14 protein-coding genes are annotated in these 19566 nt (G+C 65.9%); 1 reads left to right on the top strand and 13 read right to left on the bottom strand.

Annotated elements, in window-relative coordinates; genetic code table 11:
- Positions 1-392 precede the first annotated feature (392 nt).
- The 9 genes from rpoD to rpmE all read right to left on the bottom strand — a co-directional run bounded on the left by rpoD (position 393) and on the right by rpmE (position 8493).
- Positions 393-1700, bottom strand: coding sequence for an RNA polymerase sigma factor RpoD (gene rpoD, locus INF37_RS03490; RefSeq protein WP_186962825.1), 1308 nt, complete (start codon positions 1698-1700; stop codon positions 393-395).
- A 4-nt stretch (positions 1701-1704) separates the two neighbouring features.
- A complete protein-coding gene (gene dnaG, locus INF37_RS03485; RefSeq protein ID WP_101693559.1) occupies positions 1705-3459 on the bottom strand; it encodes a DNA primase in 1755 nt (584 codons plus the stop codon).
- A 20-nt stretch (positions 3460-3479) separates the two neighbouring features.
- A complete protein-coding gene (locus INF37_RS03480) occupies positions 3480-4484 on the bottom strand; it encodes a deoxyguanosinetriphosphate triphosphohydrolase (protein ID WP_101693560.1) in 1005 nt (334 codons plus the stop codon).
- 102 nt (positions 4485-4586) lie between these two features.
- Complete coding sequence (locus INF37_RS03475; protein WP_193536423.1) at positions 4587-5147, bottom strand: GNAT family N-acetyltransferase; 561 nt, start codon at positions 5145-5147, stop codon at positions 4587-4589.
- A 16-nt stretch (positions 5148-5163) separates the two neighbouring features.
- Positions 5164-5793, bottom strand: a complete 630-nt coding sequence (locus INF37_RS03470; protein WP_101693562.1) for an IMPACT family protein — start codon at positions 5791-5793, stop codon at positions 5164-5166.
- 9 nt (positions 5794-5802) lie between these two features.
- Positions 5803-6345 carry a GNAT family N-acetyltransferase gene (locus INF37_RS03465; RefSeq protein WP_193536421.1) on the bottom strand — a complete coding sequence of 181 codons (543 nt, stop codon included), beginning with the start codon at positions 6343-6345 and terminating at the stop codon, positions 5803-5805.
- A gap of 12 nt (positions 6346-6357) precedes the next feature.
- Positions 6358-7662, bottom strand: coding sequence for a GTPase HflX (gene hflX, locus INF37_RS03460; RefSeq protein WP_186962827.1), 1305 nt, complete (start codon positions 7660-7662; stop codon positions 6358-6360).
- Between the two features lie 21 nt (positions 7663-7683).
- Positions 7684-8190, bottom strand: coding sequence for a flavin reductase family protein (locus tag INF37_RS03455; protein WP_193536419.1), 507 nt, complete (start codon positions 8188-8190; stop codon positions 7684-7686).
- 96 nt (positions 8191-8286) lie between these two features.
- Positions 8287-8493 (bottom strand): 50S ribosomal protein L31, encoded by a 207-nt coding sequence (rpmE, locus tag INF37_RS03450; RefSeq protein WP_101693566.1) that lies wholly within the window; start codon positions 8491-8493, stop codon positions 8287-8289.
- Positions 8494-8690: 197 nt separating this feature from the next.
- On the opposite strand from rpmE, the gene INF37_RS03445 reads away from it, so the two are divergent.
- Positions 8691-10070, top strand: coding sequence for an alanine/glycine:cation symporter family protein (locus tag INF37_RS03445; RefSeq protein WP_193536417.1), 1380 nt, complete (start codon positions 8691-8693; stop codon positions 10068-10070).
- Positions 10071-10080: 10 nt separating this feature from the next.
- On the opposite strand, the gene INF37_RS03440 is transcribed toward INF37_RS03445, so the two are convergent.
- From INF37_RS03440 to INF37_RS03425, 4 genes are all read right to left on the bottom strand, one after another.
- Positions 10081-11007, bottom strand: a complete 927-nt coding sequence (locus INF37_RS03440; RefSeq protein ID WP_193536415.1) for an AEC family transporter — start codon at positions 11005-11007, stop codon at positions 10081-10083.
- Positions 11008-11070: 63 nt separating this feature from the next.
- Positions 11071-14682, bottom strand: a complete 3612-nt coding sequence (gene addA, locus INF37_RS03435; protein WP_193536413.1) for a helicase-exonuclease AddAB subunit AddA — start codon at positions 14680-14682, stop codon at positions 11071-11073.
- A gap of 56 nt (positions 14683-14738) precedes the next feature.
- A complete protein-coding gene (locus INF37_RS03430) occupies positions 14739-16178 on the bottom strand; it encodes an alanine/glycine:cation symporter family protein (RefSeq protein ID WP_193536411.1) in 1440 nt (479 codons plus the stop codon).
- 46 nt (positions 16179-16224) lie between these two features.
- Entirely contained in the window at positions 16225-19554 is a 3330-nt protein-coding gene (locus INF37_RS03425) for a PD-(D/E)XK nuclease family protein (RefSeq protein WP_193536409.1), read from the bottom strand.
- Positions 19555-19566: the final 12 nt, after the last annotated feature.

Here is a 19566-nt window from a genome sequence, read left to right as displayed (position 1 = left end):
GTAAAGTCTGATATCCGCCTTCCGATAAGTTCTCGTAAAGCAGAGTCTCCGCTTTCTTCCCTTCTGCAGGCAGACCACCCCAAGGGAAAATATCCATTTTATCTGTACATTTTTCTTCTTCCCATTTAAAATCACATCCGGGCTATTTCAGAGCAAAATAAAGATTGTACAATTATTTTGTAAATTTTCATACATTCTTCCGGGTCTCCCGCACAGTCCATGCCTTCCCAGGCAAGGCCATAAAGCGGCGCGCTTCTTTCGTGATTTTGCCGAATGCAACGCACAAAAAATGCCCCTCAGGACCAACGGCTGATCGCCGTGTCCTGAGGGGCACATGTCATACATCGAACTGAGGCTTCCAAATACACCCAGATCGATTTTCTCTTATGATATCAGTTCAAAAAGTCCTTGAGCTTCTTGGAGCGGCTGGGGTGGCGGAGCTTCCGCAGGGCCTTGGCCTCGATCTGGCGGATACGCTCACGGGTGACGTTGAACTCCTTGCCCACTTCCTCCAGGGTGCGGGTGCGGCCGTCCTCGATGCCGAAGCGGAGCTTGAGGACCTTCTCCTCCCTGGGGGTCAGGGTGGAGAGCACGTCCACCAGCTGCTCCTTGAGCAGGGTGAAGCTGGCGGCCTCGGAGGGCTCGGAAGCGTCCTCGTCGGGGATGAAGTCGCCCAGGTGGGAATCCTCCTCCTCGCCGATGGGGGTCTCCAGAGAGACCGGCTCCTGGGCGATCTTCAGGATCTCCCGCACCTTGTCCACCGGCATGGACATCTCGGCGGCGATCTCCTCGGGGCTGGGATCGTGGCCCAGCTCCTGGAGGAGCTGACGGGAGACGCGGATGACCTTGTTGATGGTTTCCACCATGTGGACGGGGATGCGGATGGTACGGGCCTGGTCGGCGATGGCGCGGGTGATGGCCTGCCGGATCCACCAGGTGGCGTAGGTGGAGAACTTGTAGCCCTTGGTGTAGTCAAACTTCTCCACGGCCTTGATGAGGCCCAGGTTGCCCTCCTGGATCAGGTCCAGGAAGAGCATGCCGCGGCCCACATAGCGCTTGGCGATGGAGACCACCAGACGGAGGTTGGCCTCGGCCAGACGCTGCTTGGCCGCCTTGCCCCGGCGGATGGCCTTCTTGATGGCGGCCTCCTCCTCGGCGGTGAGGGGATAGTCCTCCCCGTTCTTGCGGGCCTTCTCGATCTCGGCCCACTGCTCCTCAGCGGCGTCACCGGCGCCCATGTCCTGGGCCAGCTGGATCTCCTCGTCGGGGGAGAGGAGGTTGACCTTGCCGATCTCCTTGAGGTACATGCGCACGGGGTCGTCGATGTTGAAGGCGTCCACCAGCGTGTTGGGGTCTACGATCTCCTCCTCGGGGATGTCCTCCAGATCGTCGATGGAGGGGACGATGTCATCGCCCAGGTCGGGGAGATAGTCCTCACCGGCGGTGTCGATACCCAGGTTTTCCAGGGTATCGTAGATCTTGTCCATCTGGTCGCTCTCCAGATTCATGTTCTCCAGCACGTCCATCAGCTCGCTGGCCGAGAGCTTGCCCTTCTTCTTGCCCCGCTCGATGAGCTCGCTGAGCTTCTCCGCGCCGGGCACACCCTCCACGACCTTCATGATCTCCAGGCGTCCGGCTTCGATCTGGGCCTCGCTGGGGCCCTTGGCACCCTTGGCCGCGTTTACTTTCTTTTCACTCATGTGCTCATCCTCCGTAGGCTTTTTTTTCTCTAAATTTTTCCGCGGCCGCCAGGAGGGGGTCCACTGCGCTCTCCCCCGCCCGCTTGAGGGCCTCGGTCTGAATGATGGCTATGTAATCCCGCAGAGCCTGCTGGCTGTGGGCCAGAGACTCCGGCTTTTCCAGCACCCCGGCCAGGAAGCTCATCTCCTCGCTGGTCAGCTCGCCGGCCAGGGCGGCCAGCTGGGTGCTGCGTCCCTCCTGAAAGCGCTGGCGCAGTAGGGCGTATACCCGCCCCAGCACCGGGACGGAAAACTGCTCCGGCGTCAGGGATTCGCTCTCCCGGAAGAGGGCGGGCTCCAGCAGCATCAGCCGCAAAACCCCCTCCTCCGCCCGTCCCGAGCGCATGTTGGGATAGCGGATGCCGTACTCCCGGGGCTGAAGCTGGGCCGCCGGGGTCAGGTCCCGCCGCTCCTGCTGCTTCTTGGCCTGCCGGAGCCGGCGCTGATACTCCCGCTGGATCTCCTGCGCCATGGCCTGGGGGGAGATCCCCGCCGCCTGGGCGGCCCGGCCGCCGTAGATCTCCCGCTCCACCGGGCTGGGGAGGGTGGAGAGCATGGCGGCGCTCTCCCGGAGAAATTCCACCTTCTGGGCGTCGTCGCTCAGGTCGTATTTCACCTGGATCTGGCGCAGGCGGTACTCAATGTGGTTCTCGCTCTGATCCAGCAGCTTGGCAAAGGCCTCCCGGCCGTATTTCTTGATAAACTCATCCGGGTCCTTGGCCCCCCGCATCTGGAGGACCTTGACCTGGATGCCCGTCTTTTCCAGAATGGGGATGGCCCGCTGGGCAGCCTTCATCCCCGCGCCGTCCCCGTCGTAGGCGATGACCGCCTCCTTGGTATACCGGGAGAGGAGCTGGGCGTGCTCCTGGGTCAGGGAGGTGCCCAGGCTCGCCACCGCGCAGTCAAACCCCGCCTGGTGGAGGGAGAGGGTATCCATATACCCTTCTGTGAGGATGATCCGGCCCTGCTTGGATTTTTTGGCGATGTTCAGAGCAAAGAGGTTGCGGCTCTTGTTGTAGATCACCGTATCCGGGGAGTTGAGGTACTTGGGCGTGGAGTCGTCCAGCACGCGGCCGCCGAATCCGATGACCTCCCCCCGCAGGTCGATGATGGGGAACATCACCCGGTTGCGGAAGCGGTCATAGATCCGCCCCTTTTTGTTGTCCACCGCCAGTCCGGCATCCAGCAGCTCCCGCTTGGTATAGCCCTTCTCCATCATGGCCTGGATCAGGTTGTCCCACCCTTCCGGGGCAACGCCCAGTCCAAAGCGGGTGACCACCCCTGGGGAGAGGCCACGCTTCTGGAAGAGATATTCCGCCCCCGCTCTCCCCTCCGGGGCCCGCAGTTTTTCGTGGAAAAACCGGGCCGCATCCTTGTTCAGAGCCAGGAGCCGCTCCCGCCGGCGGCGGTATCCCTCATTCTCCCCCTGCTCGGGCATCTCCATGCCGGAGCGCTGGGCCAGAAAACGTACCGCCTCCACAAAGGGCAGGTTCTCCATCTCCATGATGAAGGAGATCACCCCGCCGCCCTTTCCGCAGCCGAAGCAGTGGTAGATCTGCTTTTCGGGGGCCACGGAGAAGGAGGGGGTCTTTTCGTTGTGAAAGGGGCACAGGCCCCAGAGATTGTTTCCCTTTCGGGTCAGGTGGACGTAGGAGGAGACCACGTCGGAAATCTCGTTCCGGGCCACCAGCTCGTCGATAAATGCCTCAGGTATGGCCATGGCGCTCCCCCCCTCTCCCCTCATTTTACCGCCCAGGCCCTTGGGATGGCCAGGGTGCGGAACTGCTCCACGGCGTATTTGTCGGTCATGCCGGCGATGTAGTCGCACACCGCCCGCTCGGTCCCCTCCAGCGCCCGGATCTCCTGGAACTCACCGGGGAGGCGGTCGGCCTCCCTCCGGTAGTACTCAAAGAGAAAGCGGAGCATATCCTGGGCCTTGCGCTCCTCCCCCTTGGCCAGGGGGCTGTGGTAGACCCGTGCAAAGAGAAAGGCCCGCAGCTCCTCCATGGCCCGGCGGCAGGGCTCCGACTGGCAGATCTCTCCCTTGTCCCGGCTCTGTTCGATCACGTCGGAGACCAGGGTGTCGATCCGCTCCCCGTGGGAGAAGCCCAGCACCTGGGACAGCTCCAGCGGCACATCCAGCGGATAGAGCACGCCGCCCCGGATGGCGTCGTCGATATCGTGGTTGATATAGGCGATCCGGTCGGCCAGGCGGATGAGCCGTCCCTCCAGGGTGGCGGCCTCCTCCGCGCCGGTATGGCAGCGGATGGCGTTGCGCACCTCCCAGGTGAGGTTGAGTCCCGCGCCCCCCTGCTCCAGCCGCTCCACCACCCGGAGGGACTGGACATTGTGTTCAAACCCGCCGGGCATGATCTCGTTGAGGACGGCCTCCCCGGCGTGGCCGAAGGGGGTGTGCCCCAGATCGTGCCCCAGAGCGGCCGCCTCGGTCAGGTCCTCGTTGAGACGCAGTCCCCGGGCCATGGTCCGGGCCACCCGGGCCACCTCCAGAGTGTGGGTCATGCGGGTACGGTAGTGGTCCCCCTCAGGGGCCAGAAAGACCTGGGTCTTGTGCATCAGCCGCCGGAAGGCCTTGGAGTGGACGATCCGGTCCACATCCCGCTGAAAGTCCGTGCGCATGGGACAGGGCGGTACCGGCCGGGCCCGGCCGCGGCTCTCCTCTGCCCGGCAGGCCCAGGGCGACAGCTGCTCCCGCTGGGCCTGTTCCACCGCTTCCCGTACTGTCATGGCGCTCCTCCTCCCGAAACGACTGAAAAGGCACTCCAATTACTATATACGCTTTCCGGCGTGAAAATCCTTCTTTTTGCAAAAATTTTTTTGCACTCCGGCTTACACCGGGTCGTCGGCCAGACGGACCATGTGGATGTGGTCCTCCCACACCCCGTGGATGCGCAGATAGGCCCGGGCCAGGCCCTCCTCCCGGAAGCCGCATTTCTCCGCCACCCGGAGGGAGCGGCGGTTGCGGGGCATGATGTTCCCCTCGATGCGGTGCAGGCCCAGCGTCCCGAAGGCAAACGCGGCGCAGGCCTTGACCGCCTCGGTCATATAGCCCTTGTTGATCTCGCTCCCGTCCATCTTGCAGCCCAGGAAGCAGGACTGAAAGGCACCCCGCACGATGTTGTTGAGGGCGATGTAGCCGATGGCCCGCTCCGGCTCCCCTTTGCGGAAGAGCCAGAAGGAATAACCCCGGCCCTCCTCCCGGTCGATCCGGGCCTGCCGGAGCAGGCGGCTCTGCTCCTCCAGCGTGTAGAATTCCGGCGCGCGCTCGGGCTCATAGGGCTCCAGAAAGTCCCGGTTGCGGGTGTAGAAATCCAGGACCAGAGCGGCCATGGACTCCTCCGGAGCCCGGCCCACCAGGCGCTCGGTCTCCAGATACAGTTCCTCTGTCATCTTCTCTCCTCCTCACTCAGCCGATGGGTACGTCCTTGAATACCTCTCCCACCACCTGGGCCGTGGAGGTGCCGGCGGTGAGCTCGGTGATGCGGGCCTGGAAGGGCTCCACCGCCCCCTCCGGCAGGAGGGCGTGGACGGTGACGTCGGCGGCGTATTCGGTCTCTCCCAGCACGCCGCCGCAGGCCTCCACTTCCAGCTTGACCCGCTCAAACATCGCATAGGGACAGGGCACGGCCGTATCCACCCAGCGGCGGACTACGGAACGGCCCGCCGCGTCCAGGGCGTCCTTGGCCGAGCGGGTATAGGCCCGCACCAGGCCCCCAGCCCCCAGCAGGATGCCGCCGAAGTAGCGGGTCACCACACAGCAGACGTTGGTGATCTCCTCCTTCTGGAACACCCCCAGCATGGGCTGTCCCGCGGTTCCCTGGGGCTCCCCGTCATCGGAGTAGCGGACGATCCCGCCCTCCCGGATCAGATAGCACCAGCAGTTGTGCCGGGCGTCGTGGTATTTCTTCCTGGTGGCCTCGATCCGGGCCCGGGCCTCCTCCTCGGACTCCACCCGCCAGACATGGCCGATGAAGCGGGAGCGCTTCTCCACAAACTCGGTCTCCGCATCCCCCGTGGGGATATAGTACTCGGTCATCGCCGCCCCTCACTTTCCCCTTGTTCTCGCCCAGTCCGCGCGCGTCATGGCATAGCACAGCGTCAGGCGGGGCTCCCCGCCGAACGCGGTCAGACGCTGCATCCGGAGGAAGCGGAAGGAAAAGCCGCACTTCCGGATGACCCGCTTGGACTTCTGATTGCCGTCATAGTGGTCGCACCAGATGGTGTGGAGGCCCAGGTCCTCAAACCCATAGCGCAGCAGCTCCTCCACCGCCTCGGGGATGAGTCCCCGTCCCCAGTAGGCCGGGTCCAGGGAGTAGCCGATCTCGTCATCCAGCCCTCCGGCCTCCTTCCGGTGCCGCCCGGTGAAGCCCGCCGAGCCGATGACCCGTCCGTCCTGCCGGTGTACCACGGCAAAGACCCCGGGCTCGGAGAATACGGTGCGGATGATCTCCCGGCTCTCCTCCAGGCTCTCATGGGGCTTCCAGCCCGCGGGGGGACCCACCCTGGGGTCCTGGGCGTAGGAGAAGAGATCCTCCGCGTCCCCCGCCTCAAAGGGCCGCAGGATCAGCCGTTCGGTTTCCAGACGCATCCTCTCTCCTCCTCAGTCCTCCCAGAATTCCTTGGGCGGTTTCCAGCCCTCTACGATATAGTCCTTCATGCGCCCCAGCAGGATGGGGGTGAGGATGCCCGTCACTTCGATGGTCTCCCCATACTCCACCTGCTCCACCTTGGCATCCCGGTAGAGCATATCCAGCAGGCCACCCTGGTCATAGGGCAGGTGGAGCACCACCCGGCAGGCACCGGTATCCAGCCGCTTACCGATCTGCTCCAGCAGCTGGTCCAGCCCCTGGCCGGTCTTGGCCGAGATGGCCACGATATCCTCCCCGTGGGGCACGATCTCCCCGGTATAGCGGTCGCACTTGTTGAATACGTCGATGCGGGGGGTCTCGGCGGCCCCCAGCTCCACGATGAGCTTCTCCACCACCGCGGCCTGGTCCCGCCACTCCGGGTTGGAGGAGTCGATCACGTGCAGCAGAAGATCGGCATAGCTCAGCTCCTCCAGCGTGGCCTTGAATGCCTCCACCAGGTGGTGGGGCAGCTTGGAGATGAACCCGACCGTGTCCGAGATGAGCACGGTGCAGGTGTCCGAGATCTCCAGCGTGCGGGTGGTGGTGTCCAGGGTATCGAAGAGGCGGTTGTTGGCGGGGATGTCCGCCCCGGTCAGCTTGTTGAGCAGGGTGGATTTGCCCGCGTTGGTGTAGCCCACGATGGCCACCACCGGCACCTCATTTTTGATGCGCCGCTCCCGCTGGACGCCCCGGACCCGGCGCACTTCCTCCAGCTCCTCCTTGAGCTTGGAGATCTTGCGGCGGATGTGGCGGCGGTCGGTCTCCAGCTGGGTCTCGCCGGGGCCGCGGGTGCCGATGGGGGACTTGCCGCCCGAGGCGGTCTGGCGCACCAGGTGTCCCCACATGCCGGTCAGCCGGGGGAGCAGGTACTGGTACTGGGCCAGCTCCACCTGGAGGCGGCCCTCCCGGGTACGGGCCCGCTGGGCAAAGATGTCCAGAATGAGGGCCGAGCGGTCCATCACCGCCACCTTCAGCTCCTCGGAGAGCACCCGCTGCTGGGAAGGAGAGAGGGCATTGTCAAAGATGACCATGTCCGCTCCGCTGTTCTCCACCAGCTCCCGCACCTCGGCCACCTTGCCCTCGCCGATGAAGGTGCGGGGATCGGGGGTGTCCTTGTTCTGGAGCACCGAGCCCACGCAGGTGCCTCCCGCCGTCTCCAGCAGGTCCTCCAGCTCCTCCATGGTGGTCTCGGTGGCGTTCTCCTCGGCGCTCAGGCAGTGGGCGGAGAGGCCCACCAGCACGGCGCGGTTGATCTCTTTCGTGTTTTGTTCGGTCATAGTACCTCCTGTGGGCGTCCCTTATGCTTTTTGCAGGACCTCCACGATCTCGCCGATATACATCCGGTGATAGTCCTTCTCGGGATAGCACTGCTCCAGCACCGCCGGGTCGGTGAAGTGTCCGGGCTCCAGGTCCTGCCAGTAGAGCTTGCGGCAGACGATGACCAGCTCGGCCTCCTCAAAATAGGGGGCGTCCCCCTCCGCCGCGGCCACGGTGAAGCCGCACTCCCGGATCTTGTCCAGCTCCCGGCCGCTCTTGGCCCCGCACAGGGCCAGCTCCCGGCGGTACTTGTCGCCAAAGAAGGACAGAGTAAAGTATCCCTCCCGCTCCACAAATTCCATCGTGTAGCGCTGGGGACGGATAACGCACATGGCCACATTTCTGCGCCAGAGCACACCCAGTCCGCCCCAGGAGGCGGTCATGGTGTTGCAGTGTTCCGGCGTGCCGGCCGTGACCAGCATCCACTGGTCGTTGAGCATGGAGAAGAGATTCTGATCGATCTCCTCCGGTCTGATCTTCCTGAACATGGTTGTCCCTCCTTGGATGGATGCTCCGCCCGGATGCTCCGGGGGGCGGGTACAGAAAAACCCGTACCGGAACCGGTACGGGTTTTCATTGGAATCTTACTTCTGATCCAGACCAAACTTCTTGTTGAAGCGGCTGACACGTCCGCCAGTATCCACCATCTTCTGCTTGCCGGTGAAGAAGGGGTGACACTTAGAGCAAACTTCAACCTTAATGTCCTTCTTGGTAGACCCGGTTTCGATCACATTACCGCAGGCGCACTTAATGGTAGTCTGTTCGTAATTGGGATGGATGCCTTCCTTCATTTTATGTTCACCTCTTTCTCCCAGGGGATCAGTCGTCATAAACGCAACTGATATACTACCACCTTTCCCCTGAAATTGCAACTGTTTTTTCAAATTTTTTTGATTTCTTTTTTGAGGGACATGGTCCTCCCGCCCGGCGCATACCTGTGTATCACCGGGAATCGGCCCGGATCTGCGCAACGGACGGAGGGTAAACTATGTCATTTCTCACCGCGCTGGGGGACGCCATCTGGAACCCCTGGCTTTTGCTTCTTTTTCTGCTCACGGGGCTATGGTATTCCCTGCGCACCGGCTTCTTTCAGATCTTCGAGGTCCGCCGCTGGCTCCGCGCCACCGTGGGCTCCCTCTTCCGCCGGCGGGGAGAGCGGTCCTCCGGAGGGCTGACCCAGTTTCAGGCCCTCTCCACCGCCCTGGCCTCCACCATCGGCACGGGCAGCATCGCCGGGGTGGCCACCGCCATCTTCTACGGCGGTCCGGGGGCGGTTTTCTGGATGTGGGTGTCCGCCCTGTTGGGCATGATGACCAGCTGTGCGGAAAAGACCCTCGCCGTGCGCTACCGGGAGCGCGCCCCCGGCGGCGGCTGGCAGGGCGGCCCCATGTGCTACATGGAGCGGGGCCTTGGGTCGCGGCCCCTGGCCCTCTGGTTCTCCCTGTGCTGTGTGGCAGCCTCCCTGGGAGGCGGGAACCTGGTGCAGGCCAACTCCATCGCCGCCGCCCTCCACAGTACCCTAGGCTGGGATCCACTGACCATCGGTCTGGCGGTGGCCCTGTGCTGCGGGGCGGTCATCCTGGGCGGGGTGGGGCGGATCGGCGCGGTCAGTGAGAAGCTGGTCCCGGCCATGGCGGGGCTCTTCCTCACCGGCGGGATCTTTGTCATCCTCCGCCACGCCGACGCCCTTCCCGCCGCCCTCTTCCAGATCTTCTCCTGCGCCCTGTGTCCACAGGCCGCCCTGGGAGGCGCGGCGGGGTATGGCCTGGCCGCCGCCATGCGCTACGGCGTGGCCCGGGGGGTCTTCACCAACGAGGCCGGCATGGGCTCCTCCGCCATGGCCCACGCCGCCGCCCAGGTGACCGATCCTGCCGAGGAGGGCATGTGGGGGATCTTTGAGGTGGGGATCGCCACCCTGACGGTCTGCTCCATCACGGCGCTGGTCATCCTGACCTCCGGCGTGTACGATCCGCAGGCCGCCCTGGACGCCATCGCCGGGGGCCATGTCTCGGGCACCCTGCTGGGCGCCCCCCTCTCGGCCGCGGCCTTCTCCACCGTGTTCGGCCCCTACGGGGGACTCTTCGTCTCGGTGTGCCTGCTCCTCTTCGCCTTTACCTCCCTGCTGGGATGGAGCTACTACGGGGAGCGGGGCCTCGCCTACCTCACCGGGAGCCGCCGGGCCTGCGCCCTCTACCGGGTGGTCTTTCTGGTGACGGTGGTGCTGGGGAGCGTGGGGGACGTGTCCGCCGTGTGGCAGCTGGCCGACATCTTCAACGGCCTCATGGCCCTGCCCAACCTGGCGGCCCTCCTGCTCCTCACCCCGGAGGCCCTCCGCCTGCTGCGTCATTGGCGGGAGCTCCAGCCCTGAACCTCTGCGCCTATCCCATCTGATAGAGACCCACCAGAATGGGCATGGTCACGATACACAGGAGGGTCGTCACCACATAGATGGCGCTGGCATAGTCGGCCTCCCGGTCATAGAGCTGTGCCATCTGGGTCACCGTGGCCGCCGACGGCGTAATGGCGGCCAGAAGGCTCACCAGCAGGATGGTCTCGCCGTTCTCCGCTAGGGCGGAAAGCCCGCTGAATTTCAGCAGCCCCAGCAGGATCAGCGGGACCACCACCAGGCGCAGGGCCGTCACCTTCCAGATGCCCCGGAAGGAGAAAGCCTTCTTCAGGTCCATCCCGCCGATCAGCATACCGGCCACGACCATACTGAGCGGCCCGATCATGCCGCCCATCCCCTCCATGGCGCCCGTCAGCAGCTCGGGCAGCCGGATGCACGCTGCAAAGAGAACGACTCCCGCCAGCACTGCCAAAATATTGGGGTTGAGCAAAATTTTCCGGAGGGAAACCTGCCGCTCCCCGCTGAGGAGGATCCGGCAGTGTGTCCACAGCAGCGGGACCTGAATGGCCAGAAAGACGCTGGTGAAGACCACCCACTCTTTGCCCAGGATCGCACTGACGATGGGGATAATGAGATTTCCCGCATTGGAGTACATCACAGAGGCCTGCTCCACCGCACGAAACCGCCATACCTTTCCAAGCAAGGTGACCAGCAAAAAGAGAACCACATGGATGACTACCGCCGTCAGCAGAGAGAGGAGCAGTCCTTTCACCAGCTCCGGCGTCCGCTCAATCTGAAAGGCGTTGAGCATCACGCAGGGCGAGACCAGGTAAAGGGTCACCACCGAAAGACTTCGGCTGTCCTCAGAGCGCAGAAGTCCGCTCCGCACCAGGCCCCACCCAAGCAAAATCATCAGGAACAGCTCTCCGATCTGCTCCGCCAGCAGCAAACTGATCATGTTTCTCTCCTCTTTTTCTTCTCAAACACATGGGATTTCTCTCTGCCGATTTTTCCGGCAGGTTCACATCATTTCTACCCCTCGGTTCTCCGAAAAGAACCACAGCACCCGGCGGCAGACCGGGCGGCCGGTGATCTCCTCCAGGGCACGGCTGTACGCCTCCAGCTGGGGACGGTAATCCTCCGCCCTTTGGCGCAGGGCCTCCCCCGCCACCCGGTCGGTCTTGAAGTCCACCACGGTGATCCCCTCCGCCGTCTCAAAGAAGCAGTCCACCACGCCCTGGAGCAGGACCTCTTCGCCCTCTCCCGCCTGGGGCCAGTAGTCCCGGGCGGGGACCAGGATGGAAAACTTGAACTCCCGGCGGAGGGTAGCGGAGGAACACACCTCCCGCCCCAGGGGCGAGGCAAAGAAGGCGGCCAGACGGGCGGGGTCCACCGCCTTCCCCTGCTCCGGCGTGAGATACTCCTCCCGGACCAGGCGCTCCACCTCCCGGGCCACCTGGGCCTCCGAGGACGCCTTGGAAAAGTCGATGTACTGCATCACCAGGTGGAGGGCCACTCCCTTCTGGGCCGGGGTCAGACCGAACTCCTCCTCCGCAAAGCGGGGACGGCGGAGCACCCCCTCTCCCCGGCGTGTGCCCGCCTGGGGGGTGTGCTCAGCGGCCTCCCGGTCCAGCTCCCGCCCCTTGAGCTGGGTGGCGGTCAGCTTGGACGGGATCTCCACGTCCCGCGCCCAGGGATAGCGCCAGGTGAGGGCTTCCCGCAGCTCCCCCTCCCCCATGCCGGTGGGACGGACCGTCCGCACGGTCCGCTCCTCCGTCTGAGAGGACACAGGGGGACGCTTCAGCGCCCCGCCGGGGATCCAGCGGATGTCCCAGGCCGGACCCAGGGTGGCCAGGGTGGGCGGGACCTCCACCGCACCCGCGTCCCGGAGGGGGGCCGCCTCAGGCCGGGCCAGGACAGGCAGGAGGACCCACTGCCCCACCGACTGACAGGCGGCCAGGGCCTGGGGCTCCACCGGACAGCCCGCGTCGGGGGCCAGCCGGGCAATGTCCCGTCCGCCCCCGGTGAGGGCCACCGAGAGGATGAGCTTGTCCTTGGCCCGGGTCACCGCCACATAGAGCAGGCGCAGCTCCTCGGCCATCATCTCATACTCCAGCTGCCGGGCCACCGCCCGGCGGGCCAGGGTGGGGTACTCCACCATCCGCCCCACGTCCAGCCGCTTGGGCCCCACGCCCAGTCTGGGGTGGAAGAGGATGGGGCGCTGCATGTCCTCCCGGTTGAGCCGCCGGCTCAGGCCGCACAGCAGCACCACCGGGAATTCCAGTCCCTTGGAGCGGTGGATGGACAGGATGCGCACGCCGCCCCCCTCCCGTCCCGGGTCGGGTGCGGTGATGCGCTCCCCCTTCTCCTGCAGGCGGGTGAGGTAGGAGAGGAAGCCGTACAGCCCCCGGTGGCCCGCCTTCTCAAAGCGCCGGGCCAGCTCGGTGAGGAGCAGGAGGTTGGCCTGCCGCTCCTCGCCGTTGGACATGCTCCCAAAGACCCCCATCAGGTTGGAGCGGTCATACAGCCGCCAGAGCAATTGATAGCAGCTCTGATCGGCCGCGCCGAAGCGCAGCTCCTCCAGCTCCTCCAGGAAGGCCCGGCAGGGCTCGTCCCCCCGCTCGGCCCCGGAGCAAACCGCCTGATAGAAGTCTCCATCCGGGCAGCCCGCCCGCAGCAGGGCCAGCTGGTCGGCGGTAAAGCCGTACACCGGGGAGCGCAGGGCCGAGATGAGGGGCACGTCCTGCCGGGGATTGTCCACGATCTGGAGGAGGGCCAGAGCCACATTCACCTCGGTGGAGGCAAAGAAGTCCCCTCCTCCGTCGGCCTCCCAAGAGATGCCCCGCTCGGCCAGCGCCCGGGCATAGTGGGGAAGCACCGTGTTGGGGGAGCGCAGGAGGATGACGATGTCGGAGGGCTCCGCCGGGCGGACTCCTCCCTTCCCGTCCCCCACGGGAAAGCCCTCGTCCAGAAGGGCGCGGATGCGCGCCGCGGCAAAGCGGGCCTCCTGCAGGTCCCGGGAGACCCTGGCCGCCCGCTCCTCGGCGGGGCGCTCCTCCTCGTCCTCTCCGGACAGGTCCAGGGCGTCCAGCTCCACGGCGGGATTGGGGATCTCCGGGAAGTCGGGACCCGGATAGAGAAACTCCTCGGGCGTATAGTCCATCTCACCGAACTCCACCGACATGAGGTTGCGGAAGAGGAAGTTGGCCCCCTCCAGCACCTCAGGCCGGGAGCGGAAGTTCTTGCTCAGATTGATCCGCCGGCTCTCCCCCTCCCGGGCATACTCATAGGAGGGGAAGGTGCGGTATTTCTCCAGAAAGATGGTGGGGTCGGCCAGCCGGAAGCGGTAGATGGACTGCTTCACATCCCCCACCAGGAAGAGGTTCTTCCCCTCCCGAGAGAGGGCGGAGAAGATGGCGTTCTGCACCTCGTTGGTGTCCTGATACTCGTCCACCATGATCTCGGCGTACCGCCCGGAGAGCTGCCCGGCCAGCTCGGTGGGCCCCTCCGGTCCCACCAGCAGCTCCACGGTCAAATGCTCCAGGTCGGAGAAGTCCAGCACGCCCCGGCGGCTCTTCTCGGCGGCATAGGCCCCCTCGAAGTCCCGCACCAGGGCGAAGAGGGCCCGCACCGCCGGGTGGACCGCCCGCAGGTCGTCCAGGAGATCGGCGCTCTCGTCCAAAAAGCCCTCGGCCAGCTTCTCCATCCGCTTCTTGCAGCGATTGCGCAGGTCCTTCACCCGCTCGGCGTCGGCCAGCCCCGCCGGGACCTTCTTCCGCCCCGGCGTGGGGAAGGGGATGGGGAGGGCCTCCCGGGCGGCGTCCCACCCCTGGCGGGCGTCCTGGGAAAAGCGGCGCAGCCCCTCCAGCGTGGCGGACAGGCTGGGGGCGTAATTCCCCTCAAACACATCGTCGCAGGCGCACAGCTCCAGGGCCCGGGCCATCTGCCCGGCCCAGTAGTCGGCCTGCCGCCCGGCGTCCTCCAGCAGCAGCCGGCCCCATACCGTCTCGCCGGCCTCGGCCACGCCGTCCAGCAGGAAGGCACGCTCCTGCTCCGCCAGCCACGCCGCCGGGCGGGGATGGCTCTGGACCCGCCCCCGGATGTCCAGCACGATCTGGACCAGGCGGCTGTCGTCCCGCCCCGCCGACATGGTGTCCACCAGGAAGGAGAAGTCGTCCCCCTCCTCCAGCGTCTCATAGCGCCGCTCCAGCACCTCTGTGAGGGTGTCCAGCATGAGCAGGCCCGCCTCGCTCTCGTCCAGCAGGCGGAAGTCCGGATGCAGGTCCAGCAGATGGCCCTGCTCCCGGAGGATCTGGGCGCACAGGGCGTGGACGGTGGAGATCTGCGCCTTGTAGACCAGCGTGGACTGGCGGCGCAGGTGCCCGTCCTCCGGATGGGCGGCCAGCCGGGCGGAGAGCTCCTCCACGATGCGGGAGCGCAGCTCCGCGGCGGCCGCCTTGGTGTAGGTGATGACCAGGAAGGCGTCCACGTTGAGCCCCTCCCGCTCCACCCGGTCCAGCAGCCGCTCCACCAGCACCCGGGTCTTGCCCGAGCCGGCGGCCGCCGACACCAGAAGGGTCCCGCCCCGGTTGTCCACCACCGCCTGCTGCTGTTTGGTCAGTTGAAATCCCATGCGCCTGGCTCCTTTCCCGGCCGCTCTTCCGGCCCTGTCTCATGCAAGGGAGGGGCTTACTCCTCCCACTTCCGGGCGTGTTCCTCGTTCCAGATCTCGGGGTCGCCCACCCCCACCTCGCTGGCCCGGTAGACCGGGTTCTTTCCCGCCCGGCGCTGCTCGTTGTAGTCCCGCAGGACCCGGAGGGCCTGTCCGCCCAGCAGGAGGATGGCCACCAGGTTCACGAGAGCCATCAGGCCCATGAGCACGTCGGCCAGGTTCCACACGGTAGAGAAGTCCATCTGGGCCCCCAGGAAGACAGCGGCCACACAGGTTACCCGGAACAGGTTGAGTCCGGTTTTGGAATCCCGGATGAATTTGAAATTGGTCTCGGTGTAGTAGTAATTGCCCACCAGGGAGCTGAAGGCAAAGAGGAAGATGGACACCGTGATGAAGAGGGGTCCGAACTCGCCCACCTGGTTGAGCACCGCCGCCTGGACGTAGCCCATGTCCTTGACCGCCGGGTCGATGGGCACCCCGGAGAGGAGCAGCATGAAGGCGGTGGTGGAGCAGATGAGGATGGTGTCGATAAAGACCGAGAGCATCTGCACCAGGCCCTGCTTGACCGGGTGGGACACGTCGGCCGCCGCCGCCGCATTGGGGGCGGAGCCCATGCCCGCCTCGTTGGAGTAGAGTCCCCGCTTGACGCCCTGCATGATGCAGGAGGCACCCAGACCGGCAAACATGGCCTTGGGATCAAAGGCCTGCTGGAAGATCATGGAGAGCATGGCGGGCACCTGGCCGATGTTCTTGACCGTGATGAAGAGGCCCAGGGCGATATAGACGGCCGCCATGACCGGCACCAGGCCGGAGGTGATGGCGCTGATGCGGCGCACGCCGCCGAAGATGCTCACCGCCGTGAGGGCGGCCAGGATGCCGCCCACCACCAGAGGCCAGATCGAGTCGGCATAGTGGGGGATATAGTATTTCAGAGAAGTGCCCGCGTTGAAGGCCTGGAGGGCGTTGAAGCCGTAGGCAAAGCAGGCGATGAGGAGCACCGCAAAGACCACGCCCCACTTCCGGCTGCCCAGCGCCTTCTGGATATAGTAGGCGGGACCGCCCACCCAGTCCTCTCCGTGCTTTTCCTTATAGCACTGGGCCAGGGTGCTCTCGATAAAGGCGGAAGCCGCCCCCACCAGCGCCAGCAGCCACATCCAGAACACCGCGCCGTATCCGCCCACGGCGGTGGCGGTGGCGATGGCGGTGGCCACGCCGGCGATGTTGCCCGTCCCTACCCGGGAGGCGGTGGAGATCATCAGGGCCTGGAAGGACGAGATGTCCTTTCCGTCCCGCTTTTTCTCCCCCAAAACCCGGATGGCCTCGGGAAAGAGGCGGAACTGCACCGCCTTCGTGCGGAAGGTGAAATAGAGTCCCGTCACCACCAGCAGGGCGATGAGGATATAGGTGTACAGAAAGTTGCTCAGCTCTCCTAACAGCGAGTTGAACCAGGTGGTCATATACTTCTCTCCTTAAAACATTTGATCTGCAAAATCGTGTGGGACCTCACAGCCCCAGCTTCCGCCAGAAATCCTCCCCCTTTACCGTGGGGAAGTAGCGGATGCGGTCCTCGCCCCGCCCCTCCTCAAAGTGGCAGGCGGGGGCGTAGTCGCACCACTGGCAGGCGTTGTGGTCCGGTCCCCGCCAGAAGGGGTCGGCGGCGATCTTTCCGGCCGCCAGCTCCGCGCCGATCTCCCGGAGGATGGCGGAAATGTGGCGCTCCAGCCGGCCCAGCCGCTCGGCCGAGACCAGGGCGTCGCCGGTGATGGCCCCCGTCCGGCTGGAGACCTTGACGGGCAGGAAGCGGATCCCCTCCGGCCCGGCGTGCTCCATAGCCGAGAGCACCTCCGGCTCGTCCAGAATGAGCCCCTTGCGCTGGAGCTCCCGGTCCATGGCCCGGCGGCGCTCGCTCTCGCTCATGGAGCGGCTCCCCGCCAGAACGGCGTCCCGGGCGGGCAGGTAGAGCACCCCCGCCGGTACGATATGTTTCCCGAAGCGCTCCTTCCCCTCCTCGGTCAGGGTGAAGAGGTAGAGGAGCATCTGAAGCCCCATGCCGTTCCAGATGTCGGTGAGGTCGAAGGACTTCCGCCCCGTCTTATAGTCCACCACCCGGAGACAGAGTTTGTCCCCGTCCACCCAGCCGTCCACCCGGTCCACAAAGCCCGAGATGCTCACGGTCAGGCCGTCCACCTTCAGCTGGACCGGCGGCAGGTCCTTCCCCTGGCCGAAGCCCAGCTCAAAGGCGATGGGCTGGAAGTCGGAGCGGGAGAGCTCCTCCACCACGTTCTCCACCACGGCGTACACCGACTTGAGCAGACGCCGGAAGAGGTAGCGGAAGCGGGGGGACTCCCCCTCCAGGCCGCCCAGCTTCTCCCGGACATACCGTTCCACCACCGACCGGCTCAGGGCGTGCAGCTCCTCCTGCTCCATCTCCCGGGGGACGGGGACGGTGCCCTCTTTCGTCAGGGTGCGCAGCACGTGCTCCAGCACATAGTGGACAAAGGTGCCGTACTCCGGGGCCTGGAAGCCCGCCGGGCGGCGGGCCTTTGCCTTGAGGCCGTACTGCATGAAATAGGAGAAGTGGCAGGACTTGAACTTGTCCATGCGGGAGGCAGACATGGGCACCTGCTGTCCGTACAGGGCGGCCACCGCCGCGGGGGACAGGTGCCCCCGCTCCAGGGCGGCGGCCCGCTTCATCCGCTCCACCAGCGCCGCGTATTCCGGGAGGGCCTCCAGGGCCTCCTCCACCTCCGGATAGCGCCCGGCCAGCTCCAGAGCGGGCCGGGGGGCACACAGGCGGAAGGTCCCGCCCGTCTGGCTCTCCCGCTCCACCCCCAGGCCGGGGAACATCCCCCGCAGGCGGCCCACCAGGAAGGCGGGACGGCGCTCCTCTCCCTCCGGTCCGGCGGCCGGCCAGCTCACCGAGAGCCGCTCCGTTGGAATACACAGGGATTCATAGACCGTGGTCATCTCCCGGTCCAGCCGGTCGGGCAGGCTGGGGGCCAGCTCCAGCCCGAAGGAGGCCAGAAGGCTCCGGTCGTCGTCGTTGAGCAGGCCCGGCCCCGGGGAGGCCTGGGGGATGGAGGCGTCGTCCGCCCCCAGCAGGAAGAGGGCCCTGCACCTCTTGTGGGCCAGGCGGGGCATCTCCCCGGCGTGGACCCGGTCCAGGGAGACCGGGATGGAGCCCACGCTGTACTGGGAGAGCACCAGGGAGAAGAGCCGGGCGTACTCCTCCCCCTCCAGCGGCAGATCGCCCAGAATGCGGGCGCACTGCTCCATGGCGTCGCACAGGATGTCCCAGAGCTGGCGGTATTCCTCCGCCAGGGCGGGCTCTCCCCGGGCGCGGAGGGCCTCCTCCCGCTCCAGAAGGCGCTGGGGCAGGCCGATCTCCTCCAAAAACTGATAGAGGGCCATGGTCTGTCCCCGGCCGGTCCGGTCCACCCCCAGCCGGAGCTTCTCCAGGGGCCCGGTCACCTTCCGGCGCAGGGCGTTGAGCTCTGCCAGGGCGGCGCGGTCCTCCTCGCTCCAGGACAGGCCGTATCCCTGGGGGTGCATGGTCCAGTCCCCCTTCTGGGTCCACTGCCCGCCCCGCAGGTTCCATTTGAGGGCATAGTTCTCCAGCCGGTCCCGCTCCTCGTCGGTGAGGTCGGTGAGCCCGGTCTTGAGATAGCGGAAAAGGTCCTCATAGCGGTACTCCCCCGCCACCGTATCCAGGGCGGCCGTGATGAGGGAGAGCACCGGCTTTTGCAGGATGTCGCTCATCTCCCCCAGGAACACAGGCACTCCATAGCGCCCGAACACCGTCTCGATCAGGGGGCCGTAGAGCTCCATGGAGCGGGCGGTCACCGCGATGTCCCGGAAGCGGTAGCCCTCCTCCCGGACCAGGCGGAGGATCCCGGCGGCAGCCCGCTCCACCTCGGCGTAGGGGGCGGCCGCCTCAAAGAGGGAGATCCCCTCCCAGTCGCTTCTGGCCTCGCCCGGGCGCAGGGCGAAGAGCTCCTCCTCCACCGCCTGGAGGGCCGGGCTCCGCTCCCCTCTCCCCTCCAGCACCTGGGTATCGGCAGGGACTCTCCCCTGCCGGGCCAGGCGGAGGAGCTGTCGGGCGGTGCGCCGGGCCGTGGTAAAGAGTCCGCCCTCTCCGTCCCCCTCCTCCAGGGTGTCACAGGTGAGGGTCACCGTCACCGACCGGGCCTGCCGGAGCAGGACGGCCAGCACCTGGCGCTCCTGAGGCGTGAAGTCGGTAAAGCAGTCCAGATAGAAGTCCTTTCCCTGGGCCCAGCCGCTCCCCTCCAGGGCGGTGACCAGCCGGGTGAGGCGGTCCCGGGGGTCGGCCCCCTGCTGCTGGGTGAGGGCCTCATAGGCCCCGAAGATCAGGGCGATGTCCCGGAGCTTGTCCCCCTCGCCCCCGCCGGTCTCCTCCCCGGCCTCCCAGAGGGCCTCGGGAGAGATGCAGCAGCTCTTGAGCTCATCCACCGTGGAGAGGAGACCCGTCAAAAAGGCCGGCTTGCGGGAGGGCCGGCGGTAGACCGTGAGCTTGTCGGCAATCTGCCGCAGGGCGGCATACATGAGCAGGAGCCGTCCCCCCGCGTCCAGCGCCGGGGTGGCCACTCCTCCGTAGACCGAAAATACCCGCCCGGCCAGCCGGGTGAAGGAGAGGACCTCCGCATAGCGGGAGACCTGGTTCCCCGCGGCGGCGCACAGCCGGCGCTCGCTGTCGTGGGAGTGCTGTTCCGGCACGATGAGGATCTGGGGGCGCTCCCCCCCGCTCTCCCGGATGCGCCGGAAGAGCTCGCCGGAGGCCGCGCCTCCTCCCCGGCTCAACAACAGATGCAGCATACTGGACCTTCT

The sequence above is a fragment of the Pseudoflavonifractor gallinarum genome (assembly GCF_014982855.1).
In the GTDB taxonomy this organism is placed as follows: Bacteria; Bacillota; Clostridia; order Oscillospirales; family Oscillospiraceae; genus Pseudoflavonifractor_A; species Pseudoflavonifractor_A gallinarum.
The sequence above is the reverse complement of the archived record's forward strand: the minus strand, read 5'-3'. Positions and strand labels throughout refer to the sequence as shown.